The organism is Agromyces litoreus (genome assembly GCF_040496015.1).
GTDB classification, from domain to species: domain Bacteria; phylum Actinomycetota; class Actinomycetes; order Actinomycetales; family Microbacteriaceae; genus Agromyces; species Agromyces litoreus.
This window is the reverse complement of sequence record NZ_JBEPKA010000008.1, coordinates 60753-82405: the sequence shown is the minus strand read 5'-3', so window position 1 is coordinate 82405 and position 21653 is coordinate 60753. Positions and strand designations below refer to the sequence as shown.

Sequence of the window (21653 nt, the reverse complement as noted above, 5' to 3'; positions counted from 1 at the left end):
CGAGGGAGGGCTGGGGATCGGATGGGACGAATGGTGCGCTCCGGGGGCGAGGTCATCGGGCGCGACGACGTGCTCGACGACCTCCGGGCGTGGGTCGAGCGCTCGCGACGGGGCGAGGGCCGCATCCTGCTCGTCCGCGGCGAGGCCGGTATCGGCAAGACGACCGTCGTCCGCGCGCTCGTGGACTCGGCGGGCCCCGGCGTGCGGGTGCTGCAGGGCTGGTGCGACGACCTGCTGGCCGCTCGCCCCCTCGGCCCGGTGTGGGACATGAGCGCCGCCGACCCGGACCTCCGCGCCGCCTTGGACGCCGGGGCGCCCGGCCTGGTGCGCCAGCGGATCCTCGACGCCCTGGTGCACCGCGCCTCGCCCACGCTCGTCGTGGTCGAGGACGTGCATTGGGCCGACGGGGCGACCATCGACCTGCTGCGGCTGATCGGGCGGAGGGTCGACCGGAGCCGGCTGGCCATCGTGCTGACGATGCGCGAGGTCGGCCCCCGACACCCGGTGCGGACGCTCATCGGCGACCTTCCCGCGGCGTGCGTGGAGAACGTCCACCTCGGCCCGTGGAGCGCCGAGGTCATCGCCGGACTGGCCGGTGATCGCGAGGTCGCGGAGCGGGTCCGCCGCGCGACGGGCGGGAACCCCTACCTGGTGACCGCCCTCCTCGATGCGACGGACCCCGGGGTCCCGACCCCGTCGCCGACCTCGTCGGGAGCCTGGTGTCGCGGCTGACGGGCCCGGAGCTCGCCGTCGTCGAGATCGCGGCCGTCGTGCCCACCCGACTGGACGTGTCGATGCTGGACGCGATCGATCCCGACCTCGTCGGCGCCCTCGATGCGGCCGTCCAATCGGGGCTGCTGGAGATCCGGTCGGGGAGCGTGGCGTTCCGTCACGAACTCGCGCGCGCGGCGGTCGAGCAGGCCCTGACCCCCGCCCGTCGCCGAGCGGCCCACCGGCAGGTGCTGTCGGCGGGGGAGCGCCTGGGTGCGGATGCGGCCAGGCTCGCGCACCACGCCCGGAGCGCCGGCGACGTCGACGCGATGATCCGGATCCTCCCCGCGGCCGCCGCGGAGGCTGCCGCCCGTCAGAGCCACCGGGAGGCGGCGACGCACCTGCGGGCCCTCGTGCCGCACCTCGATCTGCTCCCACCCGGTGATCGGGTCGTCCTGCTGACGATGTGCTCGGAACAGGTCGACGCCGCGGACGGCGACGGCCTGGCGATGGCGCTGCGCGCGGTCGCCGTCTCCCGCGAGATCGGCGAACCGCGCGCGGAGGGACACGCGCTGATCGCGGCGTCCCGCGCCGCGTGGGCCCGGTCGGAGTGGGCACGTGCGGCGGACCTCGCGGAGGAGGCCGCCCGCGTTCTCGTCCACGTCCCGGGCGAGGACCTGGCAGCCGCCCACGCGCTCCTTGCGCGCCATGCCGTCCAGTCGCTCGACGACGCCGCCGCGTCGGCGCACGCCCGTCGCGCGCTGGAACTGGCCCCCGGACCGAACCCGGCGAGGGCCGTGGCGCTGACCGCCCTCGGGACGTTGCGCAACTTCGCCGACTATCCCAGCGGCACGCCGATGCTCGACGACGCCGTCGAGGTGGCCGACTCCCTCGGGCTCGCGTGGGAGGCCCAGCGTGCGCGGGCCAACCTGATCGAGACCGCGGCTGCGGCGATGGACCTCGATCGCGCCCGCCGGCTCAACGAGGTCGAGGTCCGGCGCACCGAGGCGGAGCCGGAGGTCGGAGCCCATCGACGGTGGTTCGCCGTGATGGGGAGCGTCCTCGCCGGTCGGCGCGGCGACCTCGCCCGATCACTCGCCGACCTGCGTCGATGGATGGACGACGACGCGAGCCCGGAGGCGCTGAGATGGTGGTGCAGGGCCGAATCGGCGCTGCTGCTCGTGCGGTCCGGGGACCACGCCGCGGCGTCGGCGGTCGAGGACCTGTGGGAGCGGACCTCGACCGACGGCCAGGCGCAGGACCGGCTCTGGGCGGCCCGCGTCTCGGCCGAGCACCGCTGGGTGTTCGGCAGGACCGACCCGGCCGGCCGTGCCCGCGACCTCGAGGTCCTCGCCCGGTACCGCGACGTCCACGAGGTGTGGGCGGTCGGCCAGCTCGCGCTCGCGCTGCTGATGGACGGCGTCCTCGATGCACTGCCGACGTCGGCGCCGGCGCCACTGCAGTGGATCGCAGGCGGACGGTGGCGCCGCGCCGCCGACTGGTTCGGCGAGCGCGGCGCGCCCTTCGAGCAGGCGACCGCGCTCGCCCGGGGCGATGTGGCGGCTCGCATCGAGGGGCTCCGCGTCGCGCAGCGCATCGGCGCACGGGCACTGGCCGCGCGCGTGCGCTCCGGGCTCGTCGCGGACGGCGTCACCACGATCCCCCGAGGGCCTCGGGCGGCGACGCGCGGCGACGTCCACGGCCTCACCCGACGCCAGCAGGAGGTCCTCGCGCTCGTGACCGAGGGGCTGAGCAACGCGGCGATCGCCGAACGGCTCTTCATCTCGGTGCGCACCGCCGAGAACCACGTGGCCGCGGTGCTCGGCGCGCTGGGCGTCGGCACCCGTGAGGCGGCCGCCGAACTGACGCGGCGCGAGGGGCGCGGGGCGGGTGCGCGCGACCGGCCCGCCCGCGCGCCTGGTACCGCAGCACCCTGACCGCCGTCAGTCCGTGAGCACCACGTGGTCGTTCGCGAACGTGCCCGGCGTGCCGGTGGCGACCAGGTGGACCTGCTCGCCGTCGGGCGTCGAGAGCGTGCCGCTCAGTGTCGTGCGCCCCCGCACCGTGCCGTCCGCAGCGATGTGGTCCACGGACGTGAAGTGGGCGTCGCCGGCGGCGACCGGTACCGGCGGCGTGCCCGCGGCGACCGCCGGGCATGCCTCGTTGATGATCCACGCCAGCGCGTCGTCGTAGTCGTCGTCCTCGTAGACGTAGACCGGAGCCGTCCCGGACGCCATCATCGTGGTCACGCCGCTCGGCGAGGTCACCGTCATGGCGTCGACGAGCGGGAACGGGCTCCCGGTGCAGCCCTCCTCGGGCGCGAGGCCCTGCAGCACGTGGAGGTCGGTGTCCAGGTCGTGGAAGAGCCATGCCGCCTCGATGCTGGTGCGCTCGATCTCCGCTGCTCGGTCGCCCGCGCCGGCGCGCTCGGTCGCGACGGCGGCCGATGGCGCCGTCAGGCCGACCGTCGCGAGGCCGGCGACGGCGGCGACGGTCCCGAACCTCGCGGCGATCCGTCCGGTGCCCGTGCGACGACCCGTCTCGTCGCGTCCCGGGATCCTCGTCGCGTTCGTGTTCATGGCCGCTCCCTCCCACTGCTGCGTCGGTCCATGCTGGGAACGACGCTAGGAAGAACGAGACGCCCGGTCATGAGTAGCGGGTACCCACGTTCCGGCGAATCACGTGGCCGCGCACGAGCGGATGGAGCCGCCTCCCTGCGACATCGGACCGATGCTCACTCGTCGCCGTGCGCGCGGGGCTCCATCTGGTAGACCGCGGCCTGGGTGCGACGCTCGAATCCGAGCTTGGACAGCAGCCCCGACACGTAGTTCTTCACGGTCTTCTCGGCCAGCCCCAGCTCGTCGCCGATCTGGCGGTTCGTGAGCCCGTCGGCGATGAGCGCGAGCACCTGCCGCTCCCGGAGGTTCAGCGCGCTGAAGCGCGGATCGTCGTGCGCGTCCGAGGTGGCCTGTCGTGACACGCGCGTGGCGATCGACCGGTCGATGAGCGACCTGCCGGTAGCCACCGCGCGCACGTCCTCGACGATCGTGGTGCCGCGCACGTTCTTCAGCACGTACCCGGCGGCGCCGGCGAGCACCGCCGACATCGCGGCCTGGTCGTCGTCGTACGCGGTGAGGATGAGGCAGGCGAGCTCGGGATGGTGCGACCGCAGCTCGCGGCACAGGTCGATGCCGTCGCCGTCGGGCAGGCGCATGTCGAGCACGGCCACGTCGGGCCGCGTGGCCTCGATGCGGGCGAGCGCCTGGGCGACGGTGCCGGCCTCGCCGACGACCTCCAGGTCGGGTTCGCGATCGAGCAGCTGCGCCACGCCTCGGCGGACGATCTCGTGGTCGTCCACGAGGAACACGCGGGTCATCTGGGGTCTCCTTCCGGAAGTGACGGGGCGGGGGCGATCGGGGCGGTCCACCTGGCGCGCGTGCCGTCGCCGCCGCTCTCGAGCTCGAACGCCCCGCCGAGCCGCTCGGCGCGGACGCGGAGGTTCTCCAGCCCGCTGCGGCGCGGCGAGTCGCCGATGCCGCGGCCGTCGTCGGCCACGACGGCCGTGACCGACCCGTCGGTCGCGGTGATGGTGAGCACGACCGAACTCGCCCCGGAGTGCTTGACCGCGTTCGACAGCAGTTCGCGCACGGTCGCCGTCAGCTCGTCGGCGAGCGCGCCCTCGGAGACCAGGTCGACCGGACCCGAGAACGAGACCGTGACCGGCTGGGGCAGGTGGCGCGACGCCGTTCCCGCGAGGTCGAGCACCCGATGCCGCAGGGTGGGGACCCGGCCGTCGTGCGGCGTGAGCGCGAAGACTATGGTGCGCACCTGTGCGATCGCCTCGTCGATCGCGTCGACAGCCGAGTCGAGCCGGCGGACGACCGCGTCGGGAGCGTCGCCCACGGCGGCCTGCAGGTCGAGGCCGGCGCCGTAGAGCTGCTGGACGACGTGGTCGTGCAGGTCCCGCGCGATGCGCGCCCGGTCCTCGAGCAGGAGCGCCCGTTGCTCCGCATCGCGCGCCTCGGCGAGCTCCAGCGCGAGCGAGACCCGGTCCGCGAGGTCCTCCGCGATCCGCATCTCTGCGGCGGTGAAGTGCGGCGCGCCGGGCCGCCGGGCCGCGGCGATCACCATCCGCGGCACGCCCGCCTTGCGGAGCGCGGTGAACAGCACGGGGCCCGCCATGCCGTCGTGCGCGAGGGCGAGCGCGTCGGGCTGGTCGAGCCGGCCGCCCGGCGTCGCGCGGGATTCGCCGCCCTCGAGGACGACGGCGCCGAGGGTCCGACCCGCGGGCAGCGTCGCGCCGGCGAGGTCGACGTCGGTCTCGTCGCCGCGGACCTCGAGCACGCGCACCGCGGTGCCGCCGGCGCCCGTGAGGATCGCCACGCGCTCGGCGGAGCCGCGCGCCGAGAGCTCGTCGGCGAGCAGTGCCGGCGCGTCATCGCCCGGCGAGGTCAGCAGCGCCGACACGACCTGCGCCGAGGCGGCGGCCCAGGTCTCGCGCATGCGCGCCTCGGCGTATCGGCGCGCGTTGTCGATCGCGAGGCCCGCGGCGGTGGCGAGCGCGGTGATCAGCTCGACGTCCTCCTCGGTGAACGGGCCGGAGCGCCGGTTGGTGAGGTAGAGGTTGCCGAAGACCTCCTCGCGCACGCGCAGTGGGACGCCGAGGAAGCTGCCCATCGGCGGGTGGCCCTCGGGGAACCCGACCGACCTCGGGTCGTCGCCGAGCACGCCGAGCCGGATCGGGTCGGGGTGGTCGATCAGGGCGCCGAGCAGTCCGCGACCCTCGGGGAGGCGGCCGATGCGCTGCACGGTCGCGTCCGGCATCCCGACGTGGACGAACTGCTCGAGGCCGCCCTGCGGTGCCAGCACGCCGATCGCGCCGTACTCCGCATCGACCAGGTCGGCCGCGGAGCGCACGATGCTGCGCAGCACCTCCGAGAGCTCGATCTCGCCGACGACGGAGCGCGTCGCATCCAGCAGCGCGCGCAGCCGGCCCTGCGTGCGCATGACCTCGTCGGCCCGGTCCACGAGGTCGCGCAGCGCCCGGTCGAGCTCGACCCTCGGGCCCTCTGGGAACGACAGCGGCGACGTGTGCGACATGCCACCTCCAACCCGGCGGATGGCGCCAATGTACCATCCGGGGCATCCCCGGCATCCGCCCCCGACGAGGGGACCAAAGGCCCCGGGGTCGCAGGGGGCCGCGCGGATATTTGATCCCATGACGATCGTGGTCGGGGCGGACGGCAGCGTCGCCAGCCGGGCCGCCGTGGACTGGGCGGCGCGTCGCGCCGACCGCACGGGCGAGGACCTCGCGCTCGTCACGATCGTCGACGACGGGTGGGGGAGCGTGGGCAACTCCGTCCTCGCAGAACTGCGCGCCGCCGCCGAGGACCTCGCCGCGCGCGAGCTCGACGCCGCCCGCGCGGTGGCGCCCGGCGCCGTCGTGGGCAGCAGCGTCGTGGTCGGCAGCCCGATCCTCACCCTCGCCGAGGCGTCCCGCGGGGCCGGGCTCGTGGTCGTCGGCACGCACAAGGTCGGCTACTTCCACGGCCGGGCGATGGGATCGCGCAGCCTGCAGCTCGCCGCCGTCGCGGCGTCGCCGACCGCCGTGGTCCCGGTGACCTCCTGGCGCGGCAGGTCCGGGGTCGCCGTCGGCGTCTCGGACGGCCACGACAGCGACGACGCCGTCCGCTTCGCCGCCGAGGAGGCGTCTCGCCTCGGGGAGCCGCTCGTGCTGCTGCGCGCCGTCGACGGGGACGGGATCGACGACCGCGCACTCGATCGCGCCGGTGACATCGCGGCCGACGCCGCACCGGAGGTCCCGGTGGAGCGGCGGACGGCCGCCGGCGCGGCATCGGACTCGCTGATCGGCATCTCTCGACGGGCGGTGCTGACCGTCACGGGCCGGCGGGTCGCGAGCCGCGGATTCCTCCCGCTCGGCCGCACCAACTCCGACGTGCTCATGAACCTCGCCGGGCCGGTGGTGGTCTCCCCGCAGGTGGTGGTCGAGGCGTACCTCGTCGGCTGGTCCGTCGCCTGAGGTCGATCGCCGCAAGGCGCCGGCGCTGCCCTGCCCGGTCGTCCCGGGCCTCTCGCAAGCCCCCCCGTTCGGGAGGCATCCTCAGGCGGTCGCGGGTATGCTGCACTGCGGCGCAGAAGACGGACGAGGCGAAGGACGGCATGGAAGACCCGGCTACGGAGCGGGAGCGGCGTGGGCGACACGCAGCCCGCCGATCCGCACCGACGGGCCCCCTCGGGGGCGTGACCGACCGCCTTGCGGGGATCGCCGCGGCCGCACTGGGCACGCTCTCCCGCCTGCTCGACCGACTTCGATCCGGGCCGGTGCTGCCGTGGGTCTCGGCGCACCGGATCCTCGTGCTCGTGGCCGTCGCGGTGCTGGTCTCCGGCGTCGCCTTCGTCGGCACCGCGGCGTTCATCGCCAACCCGCCGGGCGCCGTCGCCGATGGCGAGCGCGGCGATGGCCCGCGGCCGCGACCGAGCCCGGGCTCCGACTTCGTGATGCCGGCCCCCACGACGGGAGCGCCGACCGCGACGCCCACGCCGACCCCGCCCGCCACCACCGTGCCCGGAACCCCGGCCGAGGACCAGCCGGGGGACCCGGTGGCCACTGCGGAACCGGATGCGCCGGTCGCGACCACGGAGCCCACCGAGGAGCCGACCGGCAACGGGCGACCCGATCCGCCCGGCGCCACGAACCGACCCGACAAGAAGAAGGACTGAACCCGGCGTTCAGCTGCGTCACACTCCGCGGTCACGGGATGTTCGGCCGCACGTGCTGCGCTAGCGTGTGTCCACCCGGACGCCCCGCGAACGATCGGAGTCCCCGTGATCACCCGGCAGGCCGAGCATCCCCGGCCGTCGCACTTCCTGCTGCACGTCAGCGACACCCACCTGCTCGCCGGCGGCGGTCGCCTCTACGATCGCGTCGCCTCCGACCGTCACCTCCGCGAGCTGTTCGAGCAGTTCGAGGCCTCGGGCGGCCGGCCGGACGCGATCGTCTTCACGGGCGACCTCGCCGATCGGGGCGAGCCGGAGGCGTACGAGCTGATCCGGGGCATCGTCGACCCCGTCGCCGCGCGCCTGGGAACCCGCGTCATCTGGGTGATGGGCAACCACGACGATCGCGACGCCTTCCGGCGGGGTCTGCTCGGGGACGGGATCGGCGGACCCCGGCCGGTCGACCGCGTCGACGACGTGGCCGGGCTGCGGGTCATCACGCTCGACTCCACCGTGCCGGGGCACCACCACGGCGAGCTCACGGGCGAGCAGCTCGACTGGCTCGCCGAGGAGCTCTCCATCCCCGCACCGCACGGCACGGTCCTCGCCCTGCACCATCCGCCTGTGCCGAGCGTGCTCGACCTCGCCGCGTCGGTCGAGCTGCGCGACCAGGCGGCGCTCGCCGAGGTGGTCGCGGGCAGCGACATCCGCTCGATCATCGCGGGGCACCTGCACTACTCCTCGACCGCGACGTTCGCGGGCATCCCGGTCTCGGTCGCCTCGGCCAGCTGCTACACGCAGGACCTCACGGTGCCGGTCGGCGGGACGCGCGGATGGGACGGGGCGCGGTCCTTCAACCTCGTGCACGTGTACCCGACGACGGTCCTGCACTCGGTCGTCCCGATGGGCGACCACGCGCCGCTGGACTGGATCGACGCCGACGAGTCCGCCCGGCGGCTCGCGGCGGACGGCATCGAGATCGCGACGGCGCCGGAGTCGCGCGCCGGTCGGCCCGAGCGCGCAGCGGAGCCGACGCCGCCCACGACGCTGGTGCTGCGCCCATAGCGGCGCCGGTCGGGCGCGCCCGGATTCAGGCGCCGAGCCGGTGCTCCTCCACGTCGGCCGCGGCATCCGGCTCGGCCTTCTCCCACGGGGCCGGGAACGGGAAGTAGCGCTCGAGGAAGTCGATGACGGCGCTCGTGCGCTCCTCGACCGAGATCTCGGGGAAGCTGCCGTCGTTCAGGCAGAACATGTCGACGTCGCGACGCTTCAGCAGGCGTCGCATCGCCGGGAGCGCGCGCTTCAGCGTGGTCTCGATGTACTTCACCGTCGCGTCGGTCTGCACGACCGCGTGCCCGGTCATGAGCGAGAAGTAGTGGTAGAGCGAGTTCGTGACGGAGATGTCGGTCGCCGAGCGGAACCGGCTGGCCGCGGTGCGCCGGAACTCCTCGGGGAACGTGGACTCGAGCTCCGCCATCACGCTCCGGCGCAGCGGTGCGGCGCAGTGCTCCAGGTGCCGCGTGGTGACCTTGCCGAACCGTTCTCGCAGCAGCGCGCGGTTCACGCGCGCCGCGTTCTCGAACCCGGACCGCGTCGGGTCGGAGTCGCCGAGCCCGATCCGGGTGCCCGCCTCGACGAACTTCGTCACCCCGCCGGGGGAGAAGAACAGGTCGGGCGACACCGGCCGGCCGAAGAACATGTCGTCGTTCGAGTAGAGGAAGTGCTCCGCGATGCCGGGGATGCGGTGCAGCTGGCTCTCCACCGCGTGCGAGTTGTACGTGGGCAGCACCGAGGGGTCGGCGAACATCTCCTCCGCCCGCACGACGGTGACCTTCGGATGCCTGGCGAGCCACGCCGGCGGCCGTGAGTCGGTGCAGATGTAGATGTGCCGGACCCAGGGTGCGAACAGGTACACCGATCGCAGTGCGTACTTCAGCTCGTCGATCTGGCGGTAGCGGGCCTCGGAGTCGTCGCCCTCGCCGACGACGTAGGTCTGCATGCGACGCGCCCGCTCGCGGAGGAACTCGGTGTCGGAGCCGTCGACCCAGGAGAACACCATGTCGATCTCGAAGTCGATGTCGCTCGCGAGCGGCTCCCACATGTGCTCCAGCGTGCGCCAGTCGCGGCCGTGCAGGTGCACGGTGTCCTCGACGGCCTCGCCGCGCGGCAGGGTGCGACGCATCAGCGCGTTCTCGACCGGAGCCTCGATCAGGTCGTCGCCGAAGCGCCAGAACTCCAGCTGCACGGCCGACTCGGCGCCGTAGCGCAGGCGCCCGACCGGTTCGATGCGCGGCCGGTACAGTCGCACCGCCAGCGGCTTGCGGGTGGTCGAGATCGCGCCGTCGGCGACGAGCAGGTGCGGGCCGTCGGCCGCCTTCTCGGGCACCATGGTCGCCGCGTAGAGCGGTTCGTCGGCGAAGGCGCGTACGAGCGCACGGACCACGCGCTTGCGCTCGGCTCGGTCGACCGCGATCACCGGCCGGCCGCCGTCGCGGCGCACGAGCAGGTGGTCGACATCGGCGGCGTCGAGGGCGGATGCCACGGCGAGCAGGTCCTCCACCATCGATTCGTGCGGCGTCGCGTGGCCGTTCACCAGCGCGTACTGTCCGCGGCGGACCACGAGGTCGTCGCGGTCGAAACGTGCGCGGCCGGCGTCGGGGGAGACCACCACCAGTTCCGGGACGCCGCTCAGCTGCAGGCCGCGGCCGTCGGGAAGGCGCCGGTGGAAGGCGTCGCCCTCGGCCGGGGTGCGCTCGTCGCGCTGCGGTGCGGGCTCGTTCGTCGTCACGTCGTGGAGGGCTCCGGGATCGGTGGTGGCGCGGCGCGAGGGCGCCGGATGGCTCAATCGTACGACCGCCGGCGCACCCGGGCCGACGGCCGGAGGCGAGGGCGCGGCCGGGCGCCGGCGCCCCGGTGCTACGCCGCGTTGCACGCCGTGACGCGCCGTGACGAGCGGCCGTTGAGGCGGGGTCGCGGGCGCGCCTAGCCTCGACGCACCCGTCCGCCAGGAGGCGCCATGTCCAGCATCCCGACCGCCGTGCCCGTCGCGACCGCGCGCGCCGACGGCGACGCGCTGCTCCGGGTGGTCGGCGCCGACCTCGAGGTGCCGGTGCTCGGCGGCGGCCGCGTGCGGCACGTGAACCTCGACGTGGCCGCCTCCGCGCCCGCGCTCGCCGCCGTCGCCGCGCACGTCCACCGCGTGCTGCCGTACTCGGCGAGCGTGCACCGCGGCACGGGCTGGGCGTCGCAGGCCTCCACGGCGCTGCTCGAGGACGCTCGCGCCGTCGTCGCCCGGCACGTCGGCGCCCGCACGGACGACCACGTCGTGTTCACGCGCAACACGACCGACGCGCTCAACCTGCTCGCGGGCGCCGTGCCCGGCGAGACCGTGGTGCTCGACCTCGAGCACCACGCGAACCTGCTGCCGTGGGAACGCCGCGGCCGGCGGGTCGTCGTGGCGCGGCCCGGCTTCGCGGCCACGCTCGCGGCGCTCGACGCCGAGCTCGCGCGTCGGCCGGCGGCCCTGCTGTCGGTGACGGGGGCCTCGAACCTCACGGGCGAGGTGCTCCCGCTCGACGCCCTCGCCGCCGTCGCGCACGAGCACGGCGCGCGCCTCGCCGTCGACGCCGCACAGCTCCTGCCGCACCGTCGCGTCGACCTCGCGGCGTCCGGCATCGACTACCTCGCCTTCTCGGGACACAAGGCGTACGCGCCGTTCGGGGCCGGGGCGCTCGTCGGGCGCGCGGACTGGCTCGACGCCGCGCCCGCCCACCTCGCGGGGGGCGGGGCGGTCGAGTCCGTCTCGCTGGCGGGGATCGACTGGAAGTCCGGCCCGGAGCGCCACGAGGGCGGCACCCCGAACCTCGTCGGCGCCGCCGCGCTCGCCCGCGCCCTCGTCGAGCTCGAGTCGACGGGCGAGCCCGCCCGCCGAGCGCACGAGGCCGCCCTCACCTCCCGCCTGCTCGACGGGCTCGCGGAGCTGCGCGGCGTGCGCGTGCTGCGCGGGTTCGACGACCTCGACGACCGGGTCGGCATCGCGACGCTCGAGCTCGAGCACGGGTCCGTGGGGCTCGTCGCCGCGGCCCTCGCCGCGGAGCACGGGATCTCGGTGCGGGCCGGGCGCTTCTGCGCCCACCCCTTCTTCGACCGCATCGCGGCCCGCGCGAACGGCCTGCGCGCGAGCGTCGGCGCCAGCACGTCGATCGAGGACGTCGACCGGTTCCTCGCCGCGCTCGCCGGGCTCGTGGCATCCGGCCCGGCGCACGCCTACGACCGGACGCCGGCGGGATGGTGCCCGAGGGCCGACGATCGCGTCCGCCCCGAGTTCGGCTGAGCCGGGAGCGTCCCCGGGACCTGCCTACACTGGTCGGGTCGAAGGGGGTCGGATGCGTCCGCTCAGCGAAGACGAACTCCGCGAGTCGTTCGTGAACGCGACCGAGCGCGAACTCGAGGAGCTCGAGCTCCCGCTGGAGTACCTGCTCGTGGAGTGGGATCGGGTCGATGCGCTGGCCTGGCGCGACCGCCGGGCGTCCCGGCGGGGCTACCTCGTCACGCTCATCGACGACGAACCGGTCGGCGTCGTCCTGCGCGCGGCGGATCCGCCGTCGTCGCGCTTCCGGGCGGGCATGTGCAACCTGTGCCACACGCAGCAGCCGGCGAACCAGGTCACGATGTTCTCGGCGCGACGCGCGGGCGAGGCCGGCCGGAACGGGAACACCATCGGCACCTACCTCTGCAGCGACCTGTCGTGCCAGGAGAACGTGCGCCTGCACGCGCCGCTCGCCCCGGCCGAGGTCCGACCGGGCGGGCACGCATCGGCGCGCATCGACGGCCTCGCGCGGCGGACGCGGGCGTTCGTGAGAGGCGTGCTGGACCGCTGAGCCGTCAGCCGTCGAGCAGGACCGGCTCGAGCGTCGGGCGCTTGGCCGTGCGGCCGTCGCCCGACGAGCGACCGGTGAGCCGCCGGCCGATCCACGGCAGCACGTACTCGCGGTAGTAGGTCGCCGTGTTGCGCGTGCGCGATCCCGCGGGCGCGGCCACCTCGGCGACGCCCCACTCCTCGGGGACCGGGACGCCGATCGCGGTGAGCACGTTCGCGGCGACCTTCGCGTGGCCGAGCGAGTTCAGGTGCAGCTTGTCGGCCGACCAGTAGCGGATGTCGCGCAGCGTGCGATCGCCGAAGTTGTCGACGAACGTCACGCCCTCCATGTCGGCGAGGTCGCGGAGCGCGTGCGTGAGGCGCCCGCCGCGCGCGTCGAACACGCGGCCGAGCGGGAGGTGGTCGGTCGGGTTGGCGCCGCTCAGCATGAGGACGTGGATGCCCTCCTCGCGGATGCGCTCGATGGCCTGGCGGAACCGGTTCGCGACGAGCTCCTCGGGCATGCGGGGACGGAGCATGTCGTTGCCGCCGCCGTTGAAGCTGATCACCTCGGGCCGCAGGGCGATCGCCGCCTCCAGCTGCTCGTCGATGATCGGGCCGAGCTTCCTTCCGCGGATGGCGAGGTTGGCGTAGCGCACGGTCTCCGGAGCCGCGGCCTTCGCCAGCCCCAGCGCGACGAAGTCCGCCCACCCGCGTGCGACGCCGTCGGGCAGTTCGTCGCCGACGCCCTCGGTGAAGGAGTCGCCGATCGCCGCGTAGGAGTGGAACATGCCACCACGCTATCGCGGGGGGTCTGACCGCCGCGTGGGAGTGCGGTCAGGATGCCGCGTGCTCGAGCTCGCAGTCGCTGCCCGGGTAGAGCAGCGTCTCGTGGCCGTCGTCGAATCGCACGAGGTACGGCGGGCCGCCGTCGGCGCCGCGGACCTCGAGGACCTCGCCGTGCCGTTCCGTGCTCCCGACCTGCTTGCCGTGGATGACCAGCCGGTCACCGACCGTCGCCTGCATCGCGAACCTCCTCGTCCTGCGGCCCAGCGTACGCCTGGGCCGCCGGGCCGGGAAGGACGCACGGCCCGTCGCGTTCAGTCGGTCGCGAGCAGCGCCGCCCAGAGGTCGGCGCGCGCGTGGAAGCCCGACAGGTCGCGGCCGAGGAGCTTCTCGGCGAGCGCGATCCGGCTGCGGACCGTGTGCCGGTGCACGCCCAGCTCCTGCGCCGTCGCGTCGAACTGGCCGCCGTGCTCGAGCCAGGTCCGGGTCGTCTCGAGCAGCGCCGTGCCCTGTTCGCGGTCGTAGTCGATCAGTGGCTCGAGCGTCGCGCGCGCGACCGCGCGGGCATCGGTGCGCGCGAGGAACGCAAGTACGCCCTGCCGGCTGATGTCGTCGAACCAGACGACCCCCGGTCCCGTCTCGCGCGCGCGCTCGAGGGCGCGGAGCGCCTGCTCGTGCAACCGGGCGAGCTCGGCGAGGGGCCCGGCGTCCGAGACGCCGACGGGCACGTCGAACTCCGCGGCGAGCTCGTCGGCCACCTCGCGGTCCTCCTCCTCGGCGACGATCACGACGACCTCGCCGTCGCGGCCGAAGAAGAGGCGGCCGTCGCGCTCGTCGACGCGGAGCTCGAGGAACTCCGCCATCCGGTCTGCGTGGTCGGGCGGCAGGTCGGCGACGGCGACGCGCGCGGGGTCGGCGGGCAGCGGTCCCCACATCTCGGCGGAGACGCCGGCGGCGAGGTCGACGTCGCCCGCAAGCATCGAACGCAGCAGGCCCGAGCGCAGGTGGCCGCGGGCGCGATCGAGGTCGCGGTTCTGCTCGAGCGCGAGGCCGGCGAGCGCGATCACGGCGGTCACGACCTCGCGCCCCGCCTGGTCGAGCTCGGGGGAGTCGCCGATGGCGAGCACCCCGCGGAGGGCGCCGCCGGCGCCGAGCGTCTGCAGCGTCATCCGCTGCGGGGCGCCGACGGAGGCCGCGGCCTCGACGGTGCGGCTCGCGCGCTGCCCGCGGCGCAGCATGGTGCGCGCCTCGCCGACGACCTCGCCGAGCGCGGGCTGGCCGAGGCCGCCGACCGGGGCCTCGCGGTCGAGCGCACCGGCGGCGTCCACGAGCCCGACCCACGTCCCGAGCCGGTTGCTCAGCTCGGTCAGCGTCGCGCCGAGGCCGTCCGGGCGGAGCGCGGCGAGCGAGATCGCGCGCTGCGCCTGCAGCGCCCACGCCTGCCTGGCGTTCGCGTCGGCCGCGTTGAGGTCGGCGATCGTGCGGGAGATGCGGATGAACGGGGTGCGGTAGGGCACCTCGAAGAGCGGCACGCCGTGACGGCGGCAGGCGTCGACGAGCAGGTCGGGCGTGCCGTGCCGGACCACCTCGGTGCCGAAGCCGAGCGCGGCGAGACCGGCGCCGGCCAGTCGGGCCACGTACTCGTCGAAGCGGGCCGGGTCGTCGTGCTCGCTGTCGCTGCCGAACTGGGTCCCGGTCGTCAGCAGGACCTGGCCCGCCTCGAGGAACGGCGCCGGGTCGGCGAGGTCGGAGCCGTGCACCCAGGGCACGGGGCGTTCGAGTGCGCCGTCGGGCAGCACGTCCTCCTCGGTGAGGAGGGTCAGGGCCAGGTCGTCGCGGCCGATCAGGGTGCGCACGGTGGGCTTCACGGGACCTCCTCGGATGTACGCGGCGTCGAGCACGGTGGCATCGAGTGTACATCGAGGAGAGATCGGCGGCTCGCGCCCCGGCGCCGGGAGCCGCCGCCCCGTACGGCCTCACTCGCGGGGCGAACCCCCGGTGTGGTCGTCGCCGATCGGCCCGGTCAGGTACCGCTGCACGTTGGGGGCGACGTGGTCCACCACCCATTCGTGGTCCGCGGACGCGAGCGGCTCCAGGCGGAGGAAGTAGCGCGCCATGATCAGCCCGATGACCTGGCTCGCCGCGAGCGAGGCGCGCTCGGCGAGCCGCTCGGGATCGGCCCCGCCCTCGCGCGACTCCGGCGCCACGCGGCGCACGACGGGCATGATGGCGCGGGCGAGCAGGAACCGCCGCACGCCGTCGGCGTACCCCGGGTCCTGCACGGCGCTGCGGAGCATGGCGCGGAACCCCGCTCCGAGCGGACCCTCCCAGTGCCCCAGCAGCGTCGAGAGCAGCACGCGCGCCACCTCCTCGGGCGGTGCCTGCCGCACGGGGGCCGTCAGCCGGAACGGGTCGAAGGGGAGCTCGAGCACGGCCTGCCAGAGGCCGGCCTTCGACCCGAAGTGGTGCCGGATCATGCCGGGGTCCACGCCCGCGCGCGCCGCGATGCGACGGGTCGTCGCGCCGTCGACGCCGCGCTCGGCGAACTCGTGCCGGGCGGCCTCGACGAGCTCGTCCCGCGTCGTCGAGCGGCCCGGGCGCCGCCCGCTCACGATGCGGCCGTCGGCGCCGCGGCGTCGCCCGGCACGTGGTCGAGCAGCACCATCGTCTCCTCCAGCGTCGGCGCCACCGCGTCGACGGAGGCCTCGATCCCGCGCGCCGCGAGTGCCGCGTGCACGTGGTCGGACGGCACGCCGGCGACGCGGATGTCGCGGCCCGTGAGCATCGTGGGCAGGCCGGCGTCGCCGAGCGCGCCGAACGCCGCCTCCCAGTTCGCCGCGCGCACCCGGACCGCCGTGGTCCCCGCGGTGAGGTCGGCGACCGACCCCATGCCGAGGAGGCGGCCCCGCGACATCAGCGCGAGCCGCGAGCACTGCTCGGCCTCCTGCAGGTAGTGGGTCGTCACGATGACGCCCCGGCCGCGCGCGGCCTGCTCGTGGATGACGTCCCACAGGCGCGCCCGCGCGAGCGGGTCGACGCCCGACGTGGGCTCGTCGAGCACGAGCAGCTCGGGCCCGTGGCTGAGCGCGAGCGCGAACGCGAGCTGGCGCTGCCGGCCGAGGCCGATGGCGTCGACGATCGAGCGGCGCACCTCCTCGAGCGAGTGCGGGAGGTCCGCCGGCGGTCCGCCGTAGACGCGCTCGGTGAACTCCACGTTCTGCTGGACCTCGATCGTGCGGAACAGGCCCAGGCCCTGCGGGACGTAGCCCATGCGGCGTCGCGCCTCGCTGTCGGGAGGTCCGCCGAAGAGCGCGGTCGTCCCGGCGTCGGGGCGTTCGAGCCCGATGAGCATGCGGAGGAAGGTCGTCTTGCCGGCGCCGTTGGCCCCGATGAGGCCGACGATCTCGCCGGCGTCGACGGCGAGGCTCATGTCGTCGACGGCCCGCGTGGCGCCGTAGGTGCGGGTGGCCCCGTCGGCATCCGCCAGGACGGCACCGGATGGCTCGGCCACGCGATCGGACGCCGGCGGCGCGGCCGGCCCGGGCGCGCGATGGCGCGGGTGGGTGTGCGCCGGAGCGGCGTCGGCCGGCCCGGAGGCCGTCGGCTCGGCCCGCCCCTCCGGCGCCTCCCGGGGCGGCGCCGCGTCCGCGGCGGGTGCGGCATCCGCCCCGGTGCGCCGCTGGAGGGTGAGGGCGATCAGGGCGTCCTCGAGGTCGGGGTGCGGGATCGGCGCCGCCCCGGCCGGCGCGCCGCCCGCCGGGTACCAGGCGTGGCGCCGCACGCCCCGGCGCCACGCGTTGGCGGGGGCCTCGTCGCGGTCGAGGCCCGCGGGGAGGACCGCGATCGTGCCGGGGACGGCCGCGATGATCTCCTCCGCCGTGCCGGAGGCGATGACGCGGCCCGCATCGAGCGCGGTCACGGAGCTCGCACGCTGGGCCTCGTCGAGGTACGTCGTCGCCATGAGCACCGCGGCGCCGCTCGCGGCGGCGCCGGAGACGAGCCGCCACAGCTCGACCCGGCTGACCGGGTCGACGCCGGTGCTCGGCTCGTCGAGGATGACGAGGTCCGGCTCGTGCAGGATCGCGAGCACGAACCCGAGCTTCTGCCGCATGCCCCCGGAGAGGTCCCGGCCGAGTCGCGACCGCGCCTCGGCGAGGCCCGCGCGCGCGAGCAGTCCGGGGGCGCGCTCGCGGATCGCGCGCGAGCCCATGCCGTACGAGCGGCCGACGAAGTCGACGTTCTCGGCCACCGTGAGGTTGCCCCAGACGCCCGAGGTCGCGGGCTGGTAGCCGAGCCGGTCCGCGCCGAGGGTGCTGACCCGTCCCGACGACGGCCGGATCCGGTTCGCGAACACCCGCAGCAGGGTCGACTTGCCGGCGCCGTCGCCGCCGACCACCGCGGTCACGCGGCCGGCCGGCACCTCGAGGCCCACGTCGTCGAGGGCGAGCACGTCGCCGAATCCGACGGTGACGCCCTCGACCGCGATCGGGCCCGCCTCGGTGGCCGCGACCGCGCGGGCGTCGGCGGCGCTCATCGTCCGGCCCCGACGGGCTCGCGCTCGGCGTGCGCGCGGGCCCTCGGGACGGCCGGTGCGAGGCTGCGGCGGAGGCGCACGACCGCGAGGCCGAACACGACGACGGCCATCACGGCGAGCACCGTGAGCGGCAGCCACAGCACGTCCCATCCGGCGCCGCGCACCATGACGCCCTGCGAGATCATCGTGAAGTAGGTCAGCGGCAGCAGGTAGCCGATCCAGCGCACCCCGGCGGCCATCGCGTCGAGCGGGAAGATCATGCCCGAGAGCAGGATCTGCGGAAGGAGGGTCATCATCGCGAGCTGGATCGCCTGCCCCGTGGTCTGGGAGACGGTCGAGATGAGCACCCCGATGCCGAGCACCACGAACAGGAAGAGCGCGGCCCCGGCGATGAAGAGGCCGACGGGCCCGTTGAACGGGACGTCGAACAGGAGCAGGCCCAGCACCGTGATGAGCACCATGTCGATGCTCGCGAGCAGGAAGTAGGGCGTGATCTTGCCGAGGATGACGCCGCTCGCGCGCAGCGGCATGACCGCCAGCTGCTCGAGCGTGCCGGCCTCGCGCTCGCGCACCAGCCCGATGCTCGTGATGATCGTGCCGATGAAGGTGAGGATCAGGCCGATGATCGCGGGGACCATGACCCAGGCGGTCGTGAGGTCGGGATTGAACAGCACCTCGGTCTCGAGGGTCGGCCCCTGCACCGGCTGGCCCTGCGCCGCCGCCTGGACCTGCTGCTGCGCGAGCATCTGCTGCACCTGCGCGAAGAGGGTGAGGGCGGACTGCGCGGCGAAGAGGTTCGAGCCGTCGACGTAGGCCGTCCACGTGTCGCTCCCGTCGGCGACGACCGCGATGTCGGACTCGTCGTCGCGGAGCACCTGTTCCGCGGTGCCGGCGTCGCCGTCCGGGTCGGTCCCGACCACCTCGAGGCGGTCGGCGAGGTCCTCGTTCCCGTCGATCAGGTCCTCGACGTCCTGTGCGGAGCTGCCGACGACGGTGACGGTCAGGTGCTCGACGTTGAAGTTCGCCGCGTACCCGAAGATCACGAGCAGCAGGAGGGGAAGCACGATGAGCATCGCGAGGGTGCGTCGATCGCGGCGGAGTTCCTGGAATTCCTTGAGCATCACTGCGCGCATGAGACGGATTATTCCTCGCTTGAGGAGTTTCCACAACGGCCCATCGACCCGCACCGTCGGACGCACGTGACTTGTACGTGGAGGCGTGCATCAGGTGTTCGGGTGTACACGGCGGACGGGGTGCCATCCGAATCGGCCTGCCTACCATGAGCCGACATCGCCACCGTCGTCACCGCATCGGAGCACCCCATGACCCTCGTCGAACCCACGGCCACCACCGTCGGCGGCCCCGCCCTCCCGCAGGAGCGCCGCCTCGTCACCAGCATCCCGGGCCCCCGGTCGCAGGAACTCATCGCACGCAAGGCGCAGGCCGTCGCCAAGGGCGTCGGCCACACCATCCCCGTCTCGGTCGTCGCGGCCGGCGGCGGCGTCATCGTCGACGCCGACGACAACTCGATCATCGACCTCGGCTCGGGCATCGCCGTCACCGGCGTCGGCAACTCGAACCCGCGCGTCGTCGACGCCGTGAAGACCCAGCTCGACGCGTTCACGCACACCTGCTTCACGGTCGCGCCGTACGACGCCTACGTCCGGGTCGCCGAGAAGCTCAACGAGCTCACCCCCGGCGACCACGAGAAGCGCTCCGCGCTGTTCAACTCGGGCGCCGAGGCCGTCGAGAACGCGATCAAGATCGCCCGCCACCACACGAAGAAGATGGCGGTCGTCGCCTTCGACCACGCGTACCACGGTCGCACCAACCTCACGATGGGGCTGACCGCGAAGAACATCCCGTACAAGAACGGTTTCGGCCCGTTCGCCCCCGAGGTCTACCGCGCGCCCCTCAGCTACCCCTACCGCGACGGCGGCCTGTCGGGCGCCGAGGCCGCGGCCCGCGCCATCACGCAGATCGAGAAGCAGATCGGCGCCGAGAACCTCGCCGCGATCATCATCGAGCCCATCCAGGGCGAGGGCGGCTTCATCGTCCCGGCGCAGGGCTTCCTCTCCGCGCTCGTCGAGTGGGCGAAGGCCAACGACGTCGTCTTCATCGCCGACGAGGTGCAGACCGGCTTCGCCCGCACCGGCGCCTGGTTCGCGAGCGAGCACGAGGGCATCGTGCCCGACCTCATCGTGACCGCGAAGGGCATCGCCGGCGGCCTTCCGCTCTCGGCGGTCACCGGCCGTGCCGACATCATGGACTCGGCCGGCGCCGGCGGCCTCGGCGGCACCTACGGCGGCAACCCGCTCGCGTGCGCCGCGGCCCTCGCCGCGATCGAGGCGTACGAGGAGGACGGCCTCATCGAGCGGGCGCAGCAGATCGGCGCCGTGCTCATCGGCCGCCTGAACGCGCTCCGCACCGCCGACCCGCGCATCGGCGACGTCCGCGGCCGCGGCGCGATGGTCGCGATCGAGCTCGTCGACCCCACCACCGGCGCTCCCGACGCGGCGCTCACGTCGAAGGTCGCCGCGCACGCCCACGCCAACGGCGTGCTCGTGCTCACCTGCGGCACCTACGGCAACGTGATCCGCTTCCTCCCGCCGCTCACCATCGGCGACGAGCTGCTCATCGAGGGCCTCGACGTCGTCGCGGAAGGACTGCGCTCGGCATGAACCCCGTGACGGCGACGACGACGTCGCCCCTGATCCACGCCGACGCGGCATCCCTGCCCGCGCTCGCCGACGCCGAGCCGACGCCGCTCGTCGACGCCCGCGCCCAGCTGGCCGAGGCGATCGAGCTGCTCGGCTACGGCGACGGCCTGCACCGCATGCTCGCGACCCCGCGTCGCGAGATGGCGGTCGCGGTGCCGCTGCGGCGCGACACCGGCGAGACCGAGGTCTACCTCGGCTACCGGGTGCAGCACAACTTCTCGCGCGGCCCCGCCAAGGGCGGCCTCCGCTACGCGCCGAACGTCAACCTCGACGAGGTCCGGGCGCTCGCGATGTGGATGACCTGGAAGTGCGCCCTGCTCGACGTGCCGTACGGCGGTGCGAAGGGCGGCATCGCGATCGACCCGCGCGAGCACTCGGTCGGCGAGCTCGAGCGCGTGACCCGTCGCTACACCAGCGAGATCCTCCCGATCATCGGGCCGGAGCGCGACATCCCCGCGCCCGACATCGGCACCGACGAGCGCACCATGGCCTGGATGATGGACACCTACTCGGTGAACTCCGGGTACACGGTGCCCGGCATCGTCACGGGCAAGCCGATCTCGCTCGGCGGCTCACTCGGCCGCGCGTCGGCGACCAGCCGCGGCGTGACGCACGTGGCGCTCGCCGCGCTCCGCCACGTCGGGATCGAGCCGGCGCGCGCCACCGCGGCCGTGCAGGGCTTCGGCAAGGTCGGCGCGGACGCCGCGCGGTTCCTCGCCGAGGCGGGCGTGCGGGTCCTCGCCATCAGCGACCAGTACGGCGCCGTGCGCAACGACGCCGGCATCGACGTCGAGGCGCTCGCGGACCACGTCCGCGAGACCGGTTCGGTGGTCGGGTTCGCCGGCGCCGACGAGCTCGACCGCGACGCCGTCCTCACGCAGGACGTCGACCTCCTGGTCCCCGCCGCGGTCGAGGGCGTGCTCCACGACGGCAACGCGCGCGACGTGCGCGCCACCGTCGTGGTCGAGGGCGCCAACGGCCCCACCACGCCGGCCGCCGACGCCGTCCTCCGGGAGCGCGGCGTCCTGGTCGTCCCCGACATCCTCGCCAACGCGGGCGGTGTCATCGTCTCGTACTTCGAATGGGTCCAGGCCAACCAGGCGTACTGGTGGCGGGTCGACGAGGTCGAGAGCAGACTTGAGGAGCGGATGCTGAACGCCTGGCGTCATGTCCTCGGCTACGCCGAGGCCCGCGACCTCTCGCTCCGCACCGCCGCCACGGCGCTCGCCGTCGAGCGCGTCGCCGAGGCCCACCGCCTCCGCGGCCTCTACCCGTGATCGCGCGAGACCCGCGCACGACAAGGAAC

The 21653-nt window shown here is 74.4% G+C and carries 19 protein-coding genes; 9 read left to right on the top strand and 10 right to left on the bottom strand.

The features are described 5' to 3' along the window. The first annotated feature begins 30 nt into the window (after positions 1 to 30). Both ABME01_RS08080 and ABME01_RS08075 read left to right on the top strand, forming a co-directional pair. Entirely contained in the window at positions 31 to 732 is a 702-nt protein-coding gene (locus ABME01_RS08080) for an AAA family ATPase (protein ID WP_353827877.1), read from the top strand. Further along, positions 720 to 2648 carry a LuxR C-terminal-related transcriptional regulator gene (locus tag ABME01_RS08075; RefSeq protein WP_353827876.1) on the top strand — a complete coding sequence of 643 codons (1929 nt, stop codon included), beginning with the start codon at positions 720 to 722 and terminating at the stop codon, positions 2646 to 2648. The genes ABME01_RS08080 and ABME01_RS08075 overlap by 13 nt, the downstream gene beginning before the upstream one ends. A 6-nt stretch (positions 2649 to 2654) precedes the next feature. Here ABME01_RS08075 and ABME01_RS08070 read toward each other — a convergent pair whose 3' ends face one another. From ABME01_RS08070 to ABME01_RS08060, 3 genes are all read right to left on the bottom strand, one after another. After that, the gene (locus ABME01_RS08070; protein WP_353827875.1) at positions 2655 to 3290 is read right to left on the bottom strand and encodes a hypothetical protein; all 636 of its coding nucleotides are present in this window, start codon (positions 3288 to 3290) and stop codon (positions 2655 to 2657) included. Positions 3291 to 3445: 155 nt separating this feature from the next. After that, entirely contained in the window at positions 3446 to 4087 is a 642-nt protein-coding gene (locus ABME01_RS08065; RefSeq protein WP_353827874.1) for a response regulator, read from the bottom strand. Continuing rightward, on the bottom strand, positions 4084 to 5811 hold the full coding sequence (locus tag ABME01_RS08060) for a GAF domain-containing sensor histidine kinase (protein WP_353827873.1): 1728 nt from the start codon (positions 5809 to 5811) through the stop codon (positions 4084 to 4086). The genes ABME01_RS08065 and ABME01_RS08060 overlap by 4 nt, the downstream gene beginning before the upstream one ends. Positions 5812 to 5929: 118 nt before the next feature. Between ABME01_RS08060 and ABME01_RS08055 the strand changes: the two genes are divergently transcribed. From ABME01_RS08055 to ABME01_RS08045, 3 genes are all read left to right on the top strand, one after another. Further along, positions 5930 to 6751 carry a universal stress protein gene (locus tag ABME01_RS08055; RefSeq protein WP_353827872.1) on the top strand — a complete coding sequence of 274 codons (822 nt, stop codon included), beginning with the start codon at positions 5930 to 5932 and terminating at the stop codon, positions 6749 to 6751. Positions 6752 to 6972: 221 nt separating this feature from the next. Further along, positions 6973 to 7452, top strand: coding sequence for a hypothetical protein (locus tag ABME01_RS08050; protein ID WP_353827871.1), 480 nt, complete (start codon positions 6973 to 6975; stop codon positions 7450 to 7452). Between the two features lie 105 nt (positions 7453 to 7557). Next, on the top strand, positions 7558 to 8514 hold the full coding sequence (locus ABME01_RS08045) for a phosphodiesterase (RefSeq protein WP_353827869.1): 957 nt from the start codon (positions 7558 to 7560) through the stop codon (positions 8512 to 8514). Between the two features lie 25 nt (positions 8515 to 8539). On the opposite strand, the gene ABME01_RS08040 is transcribed toward ABME01_RS08045, so the two are convergent. After that, the gene (locus ABME01_RS08040) at positions 8540 to 10237 is read right to left on the bottom strand and encodes a stealth family protein (RefSeq protein WP_353827867.1); all 1698 of its coding nucleotides are present in this window, start codon (positions 10235 to 10237) and stop codon (positions 8540 to 8542) included. A 228-nt stretch (positions 10238 to 10465) separates the two neighbouring features. Here ABME01_RS08040 and ABME01_RS08035 point away from each other — a divergent pair, with 228 nt between their 5' ends. Together ABME01_RS08035 and ABME01_RS08030 are read left to right on the top strand one after the other, a co-directional pair. Beyond that, a complete protein-coding gene (locus ABME01_RS08035) occupies positions 10466 to 11782 on the top strand; it encodes an aminotransferase class V-fold PLP-dependent enzyme (RefSeq protein WP_353827866.1) in 1317 nt (438 codons plus the stop codon). Between the two features lie 52 nt (positions 11783 to 11834). Next, the gene (locus tag ABME01_RS08030; protein ID WP_353827864.1) at positions 11835 to 12329 is read left to right on the top strand and encodes an FBP domain-containing protein; all 495 of its coding nucleotides are present in this window, start codon (positions 11835 to 11837) and stop codon (positions 12327 to 12329) included. 4 nt (positions 12330 to 12333) lie between these two features. Here the strand turns inward: ABME01_RS08030 and ABME01_RS08025 are convergent, their stop codons facing one another. The 6 genes from ABME01_RS08025 to ABME01_RS08000 all read right to left on the bottom strand — a co-directional run bounded on the left by ABME01_RS08025 (position 12334) and on the right by ABME01_RS08000 (position 18760). Next, positions 12334 to 13098: an SGNH/GDSL hydrolase family protein gene (locus ABME01_RS08025; RefSeq protein ID WP_353827863.1), complete on the bottom strand. Its 765-nt coding sequence runs from the start codon at positions 13096 to 13098 to the stop codon at positions 12334 to 12336. Positions 13099 to 13144: 46 nt separating this feature from the next. Beyond that, positions 13145 to 13333 carry a DUF1918 domain-containing protein gene (locus ABME01_RS08020; protein WP_353827862.1) on the bottom strand — a complete coding sequence of 63 codons (189 nt, stop codon included), beginning with the start codon at positions 13331 to 13333 and terminating at the stop codon, positions 13145 to 13147. Positions 13334 to 13407: 74 nt separating this feature from the next. Continuing rightward, complete coding sequence (locus ABME01_RS08015) at positions 13408 to 14961, bottom strand: helix-turn-helix domain-containing protein (protein WP_353827861.1); 1554 nt, start codon at positions 14959 to 14961, stop codon at positions 13408 to 13410. A 108-nt stretch (positions 14962 to 15069) separates the two neighbouring features. Further along, a complete protein-coding gene (locus ABME01_RS08010; protein WP_353827860.1) occupies positions 15070 to 15705 on the bottom strand; it encodes a TetR/AcrR family transcriptional regulator in 636 nt (211 codons plus the stop codon). Further along, positions 15702 to 17627: an ATP-binding cassette domain-containing protein gene (locus ABME01_RS08005; RefSeq protein ID WP_353827859.1), complete on the bottom strand. Its 1926-nt coding sequence runs from the start codon at positions 17625 to 17627 to the stop codon at positions 15702 to 15704. The genes ABME01_RS08010 and ABME01_RS08005 overlap by 4 nt, the downstream gene beginning before the upstream one ends. Further along, complete coding sequence (locus ABME01_RS08000) at positions 17624 to 18760, bottom strand: ABC transporter permease (protein ID WP_353827857.1); 1137 nt, start codon at positions 18758 to 18760, stop codon at positions 17624 to 17626. The genes ABME01_RS08005 and ABME01_RS08000 overlap by 4 nt, the downstream gene beginning before the upstream one ends. Before the next feature lie 189 nt (positions 18761 to 18949). On the opposite strand from ABME01_RS08000, the gene gabT reads away from it, so the two are divergent. Further along, positions 18950 to 20308: a 4-aminobutyrate--2-oxoglutarate transaminase gene (gabT, locus tag ABME01_RS07995; RefSeq protein WP_353827856.1), complete on the top strand. Its 1359-nt coding sequence runs from the start codon at positions 18950 to 18952 to the stop codon at positions 20306 to 20308. After that, the gene (locus ABME01_RS07990; RefSeq protein WP_353827855.1) at positions 20305 to 21624 is read left to right on the top strand and encodes a Glu/Leu/Phe/Val family dehydrogenase; all 1320 of its coding nucleotides are present in this window, start codon (positions 20305 to 20307) and stop codon (positions 21622 to 21624) included. The genes gabT and ABME01_RS07990 overlap by 4 nt, the downstream gene beginning before the upstream one ends. Positions 21625 to 21653: the final 29 nt, after the last annotated feature.

Excerpts from the sequence above, each read along its gene's own strand:
- ABME01_RS07990 (WP_353827855.1), top strand. The coding sequence starts at position 20,305 with ATGAACCCCGTGACGGCGACGACGACGTCGCCCCTGATCCACGCCGAC.
- ABME01_RS08035 (WP_353827866.1), top strand. The coding sequence starts at position 10,466 with ATGTCCAGCATCCCGACCGCCGTGCCCGTCGCGACCGCGCGCGCCGAC.
- ABME01_RS08000 (WP_353827857.1), bottom strand. The coding sequence starts at position 18,760 with ATGCGCGCAGTGATGCTCAAGGAATTCCAGGAACTCCGCCGCGATCGA.
- ABME01_RS08030 (WP_353827864.1), top strand. The coding sequence starts at position 11,835 with ATGCGTCCGCTCAGCGAAGACGAACTCCGCGAGTCGTTCGTGAACGCG.
- gabT (WP_353827856.1), top strand. The coding sequence starts at position 18,950 with ATGACCCTCGTCGAACCCACGGCCACCACCGTCGGCGGCCCCGCCCTC.
- ABME01_RS08005 (WP_353827859.1), bottom strand. The coding sequence starts at position 17,627 with ATGAGCGCCGCCGACGCCCGCGCGGTCGCGGCCACCGAGGCGGGCCCG.
- ABME01_RS08025 (WP_353827863.1), bottom strand. The coding sequence starts at position 13,098 with ATGTTCCACTCCTACGCGGCGATCGGCGACTCCTTCACCGAGGGCGTC.
- ABME01_RS08070 (WP_353827875.1), bottom strand. The coding sequence starts at position 3,290 with ATGAACACGAACGCGACGAGGATCCCGGGACGCGACGAGACGGGTCGT.
- ABME01_RS08060 (WP_353827873.1), bottom strand. The coding sequence starts at position 5,811 with ATGTCGCACACGTCGCCGCTGTCGTTCCCAGAGGGCCCGAGGGTCGAG.
- ABME01_RS08065 (WP_353827874.1), bottom strand. The coding sequence starts at position 4,087 with ATGACCCGCGTGTTCCTCGTGGACGACCACGAGATCGTCCGCCGAGGC.
- ABME01_RS08020 (WP_353827862.1), bottom strand. The coding sequence starts at position 13,333 with ATGCAGGCGACGGTCGGTGACCGGCTGGTCATCCACGGCAAGCAGGTC.
- ABME01_RS08055 (WP_353827872.1), top strand. The coding sequence starts at position 5,930 with ATGACGATCGTGGTCGGGGCGGACGGCAGCGTCGCCAGCCGGGCCGCC.
- ABME01_RS08080 (WP_353827877.1), top strand. The coding sequence starts at position 31 with ATGGTGCGCTCCGGGGGCGAGGTCATCGGGCGCGACGACGTGCTCGAC.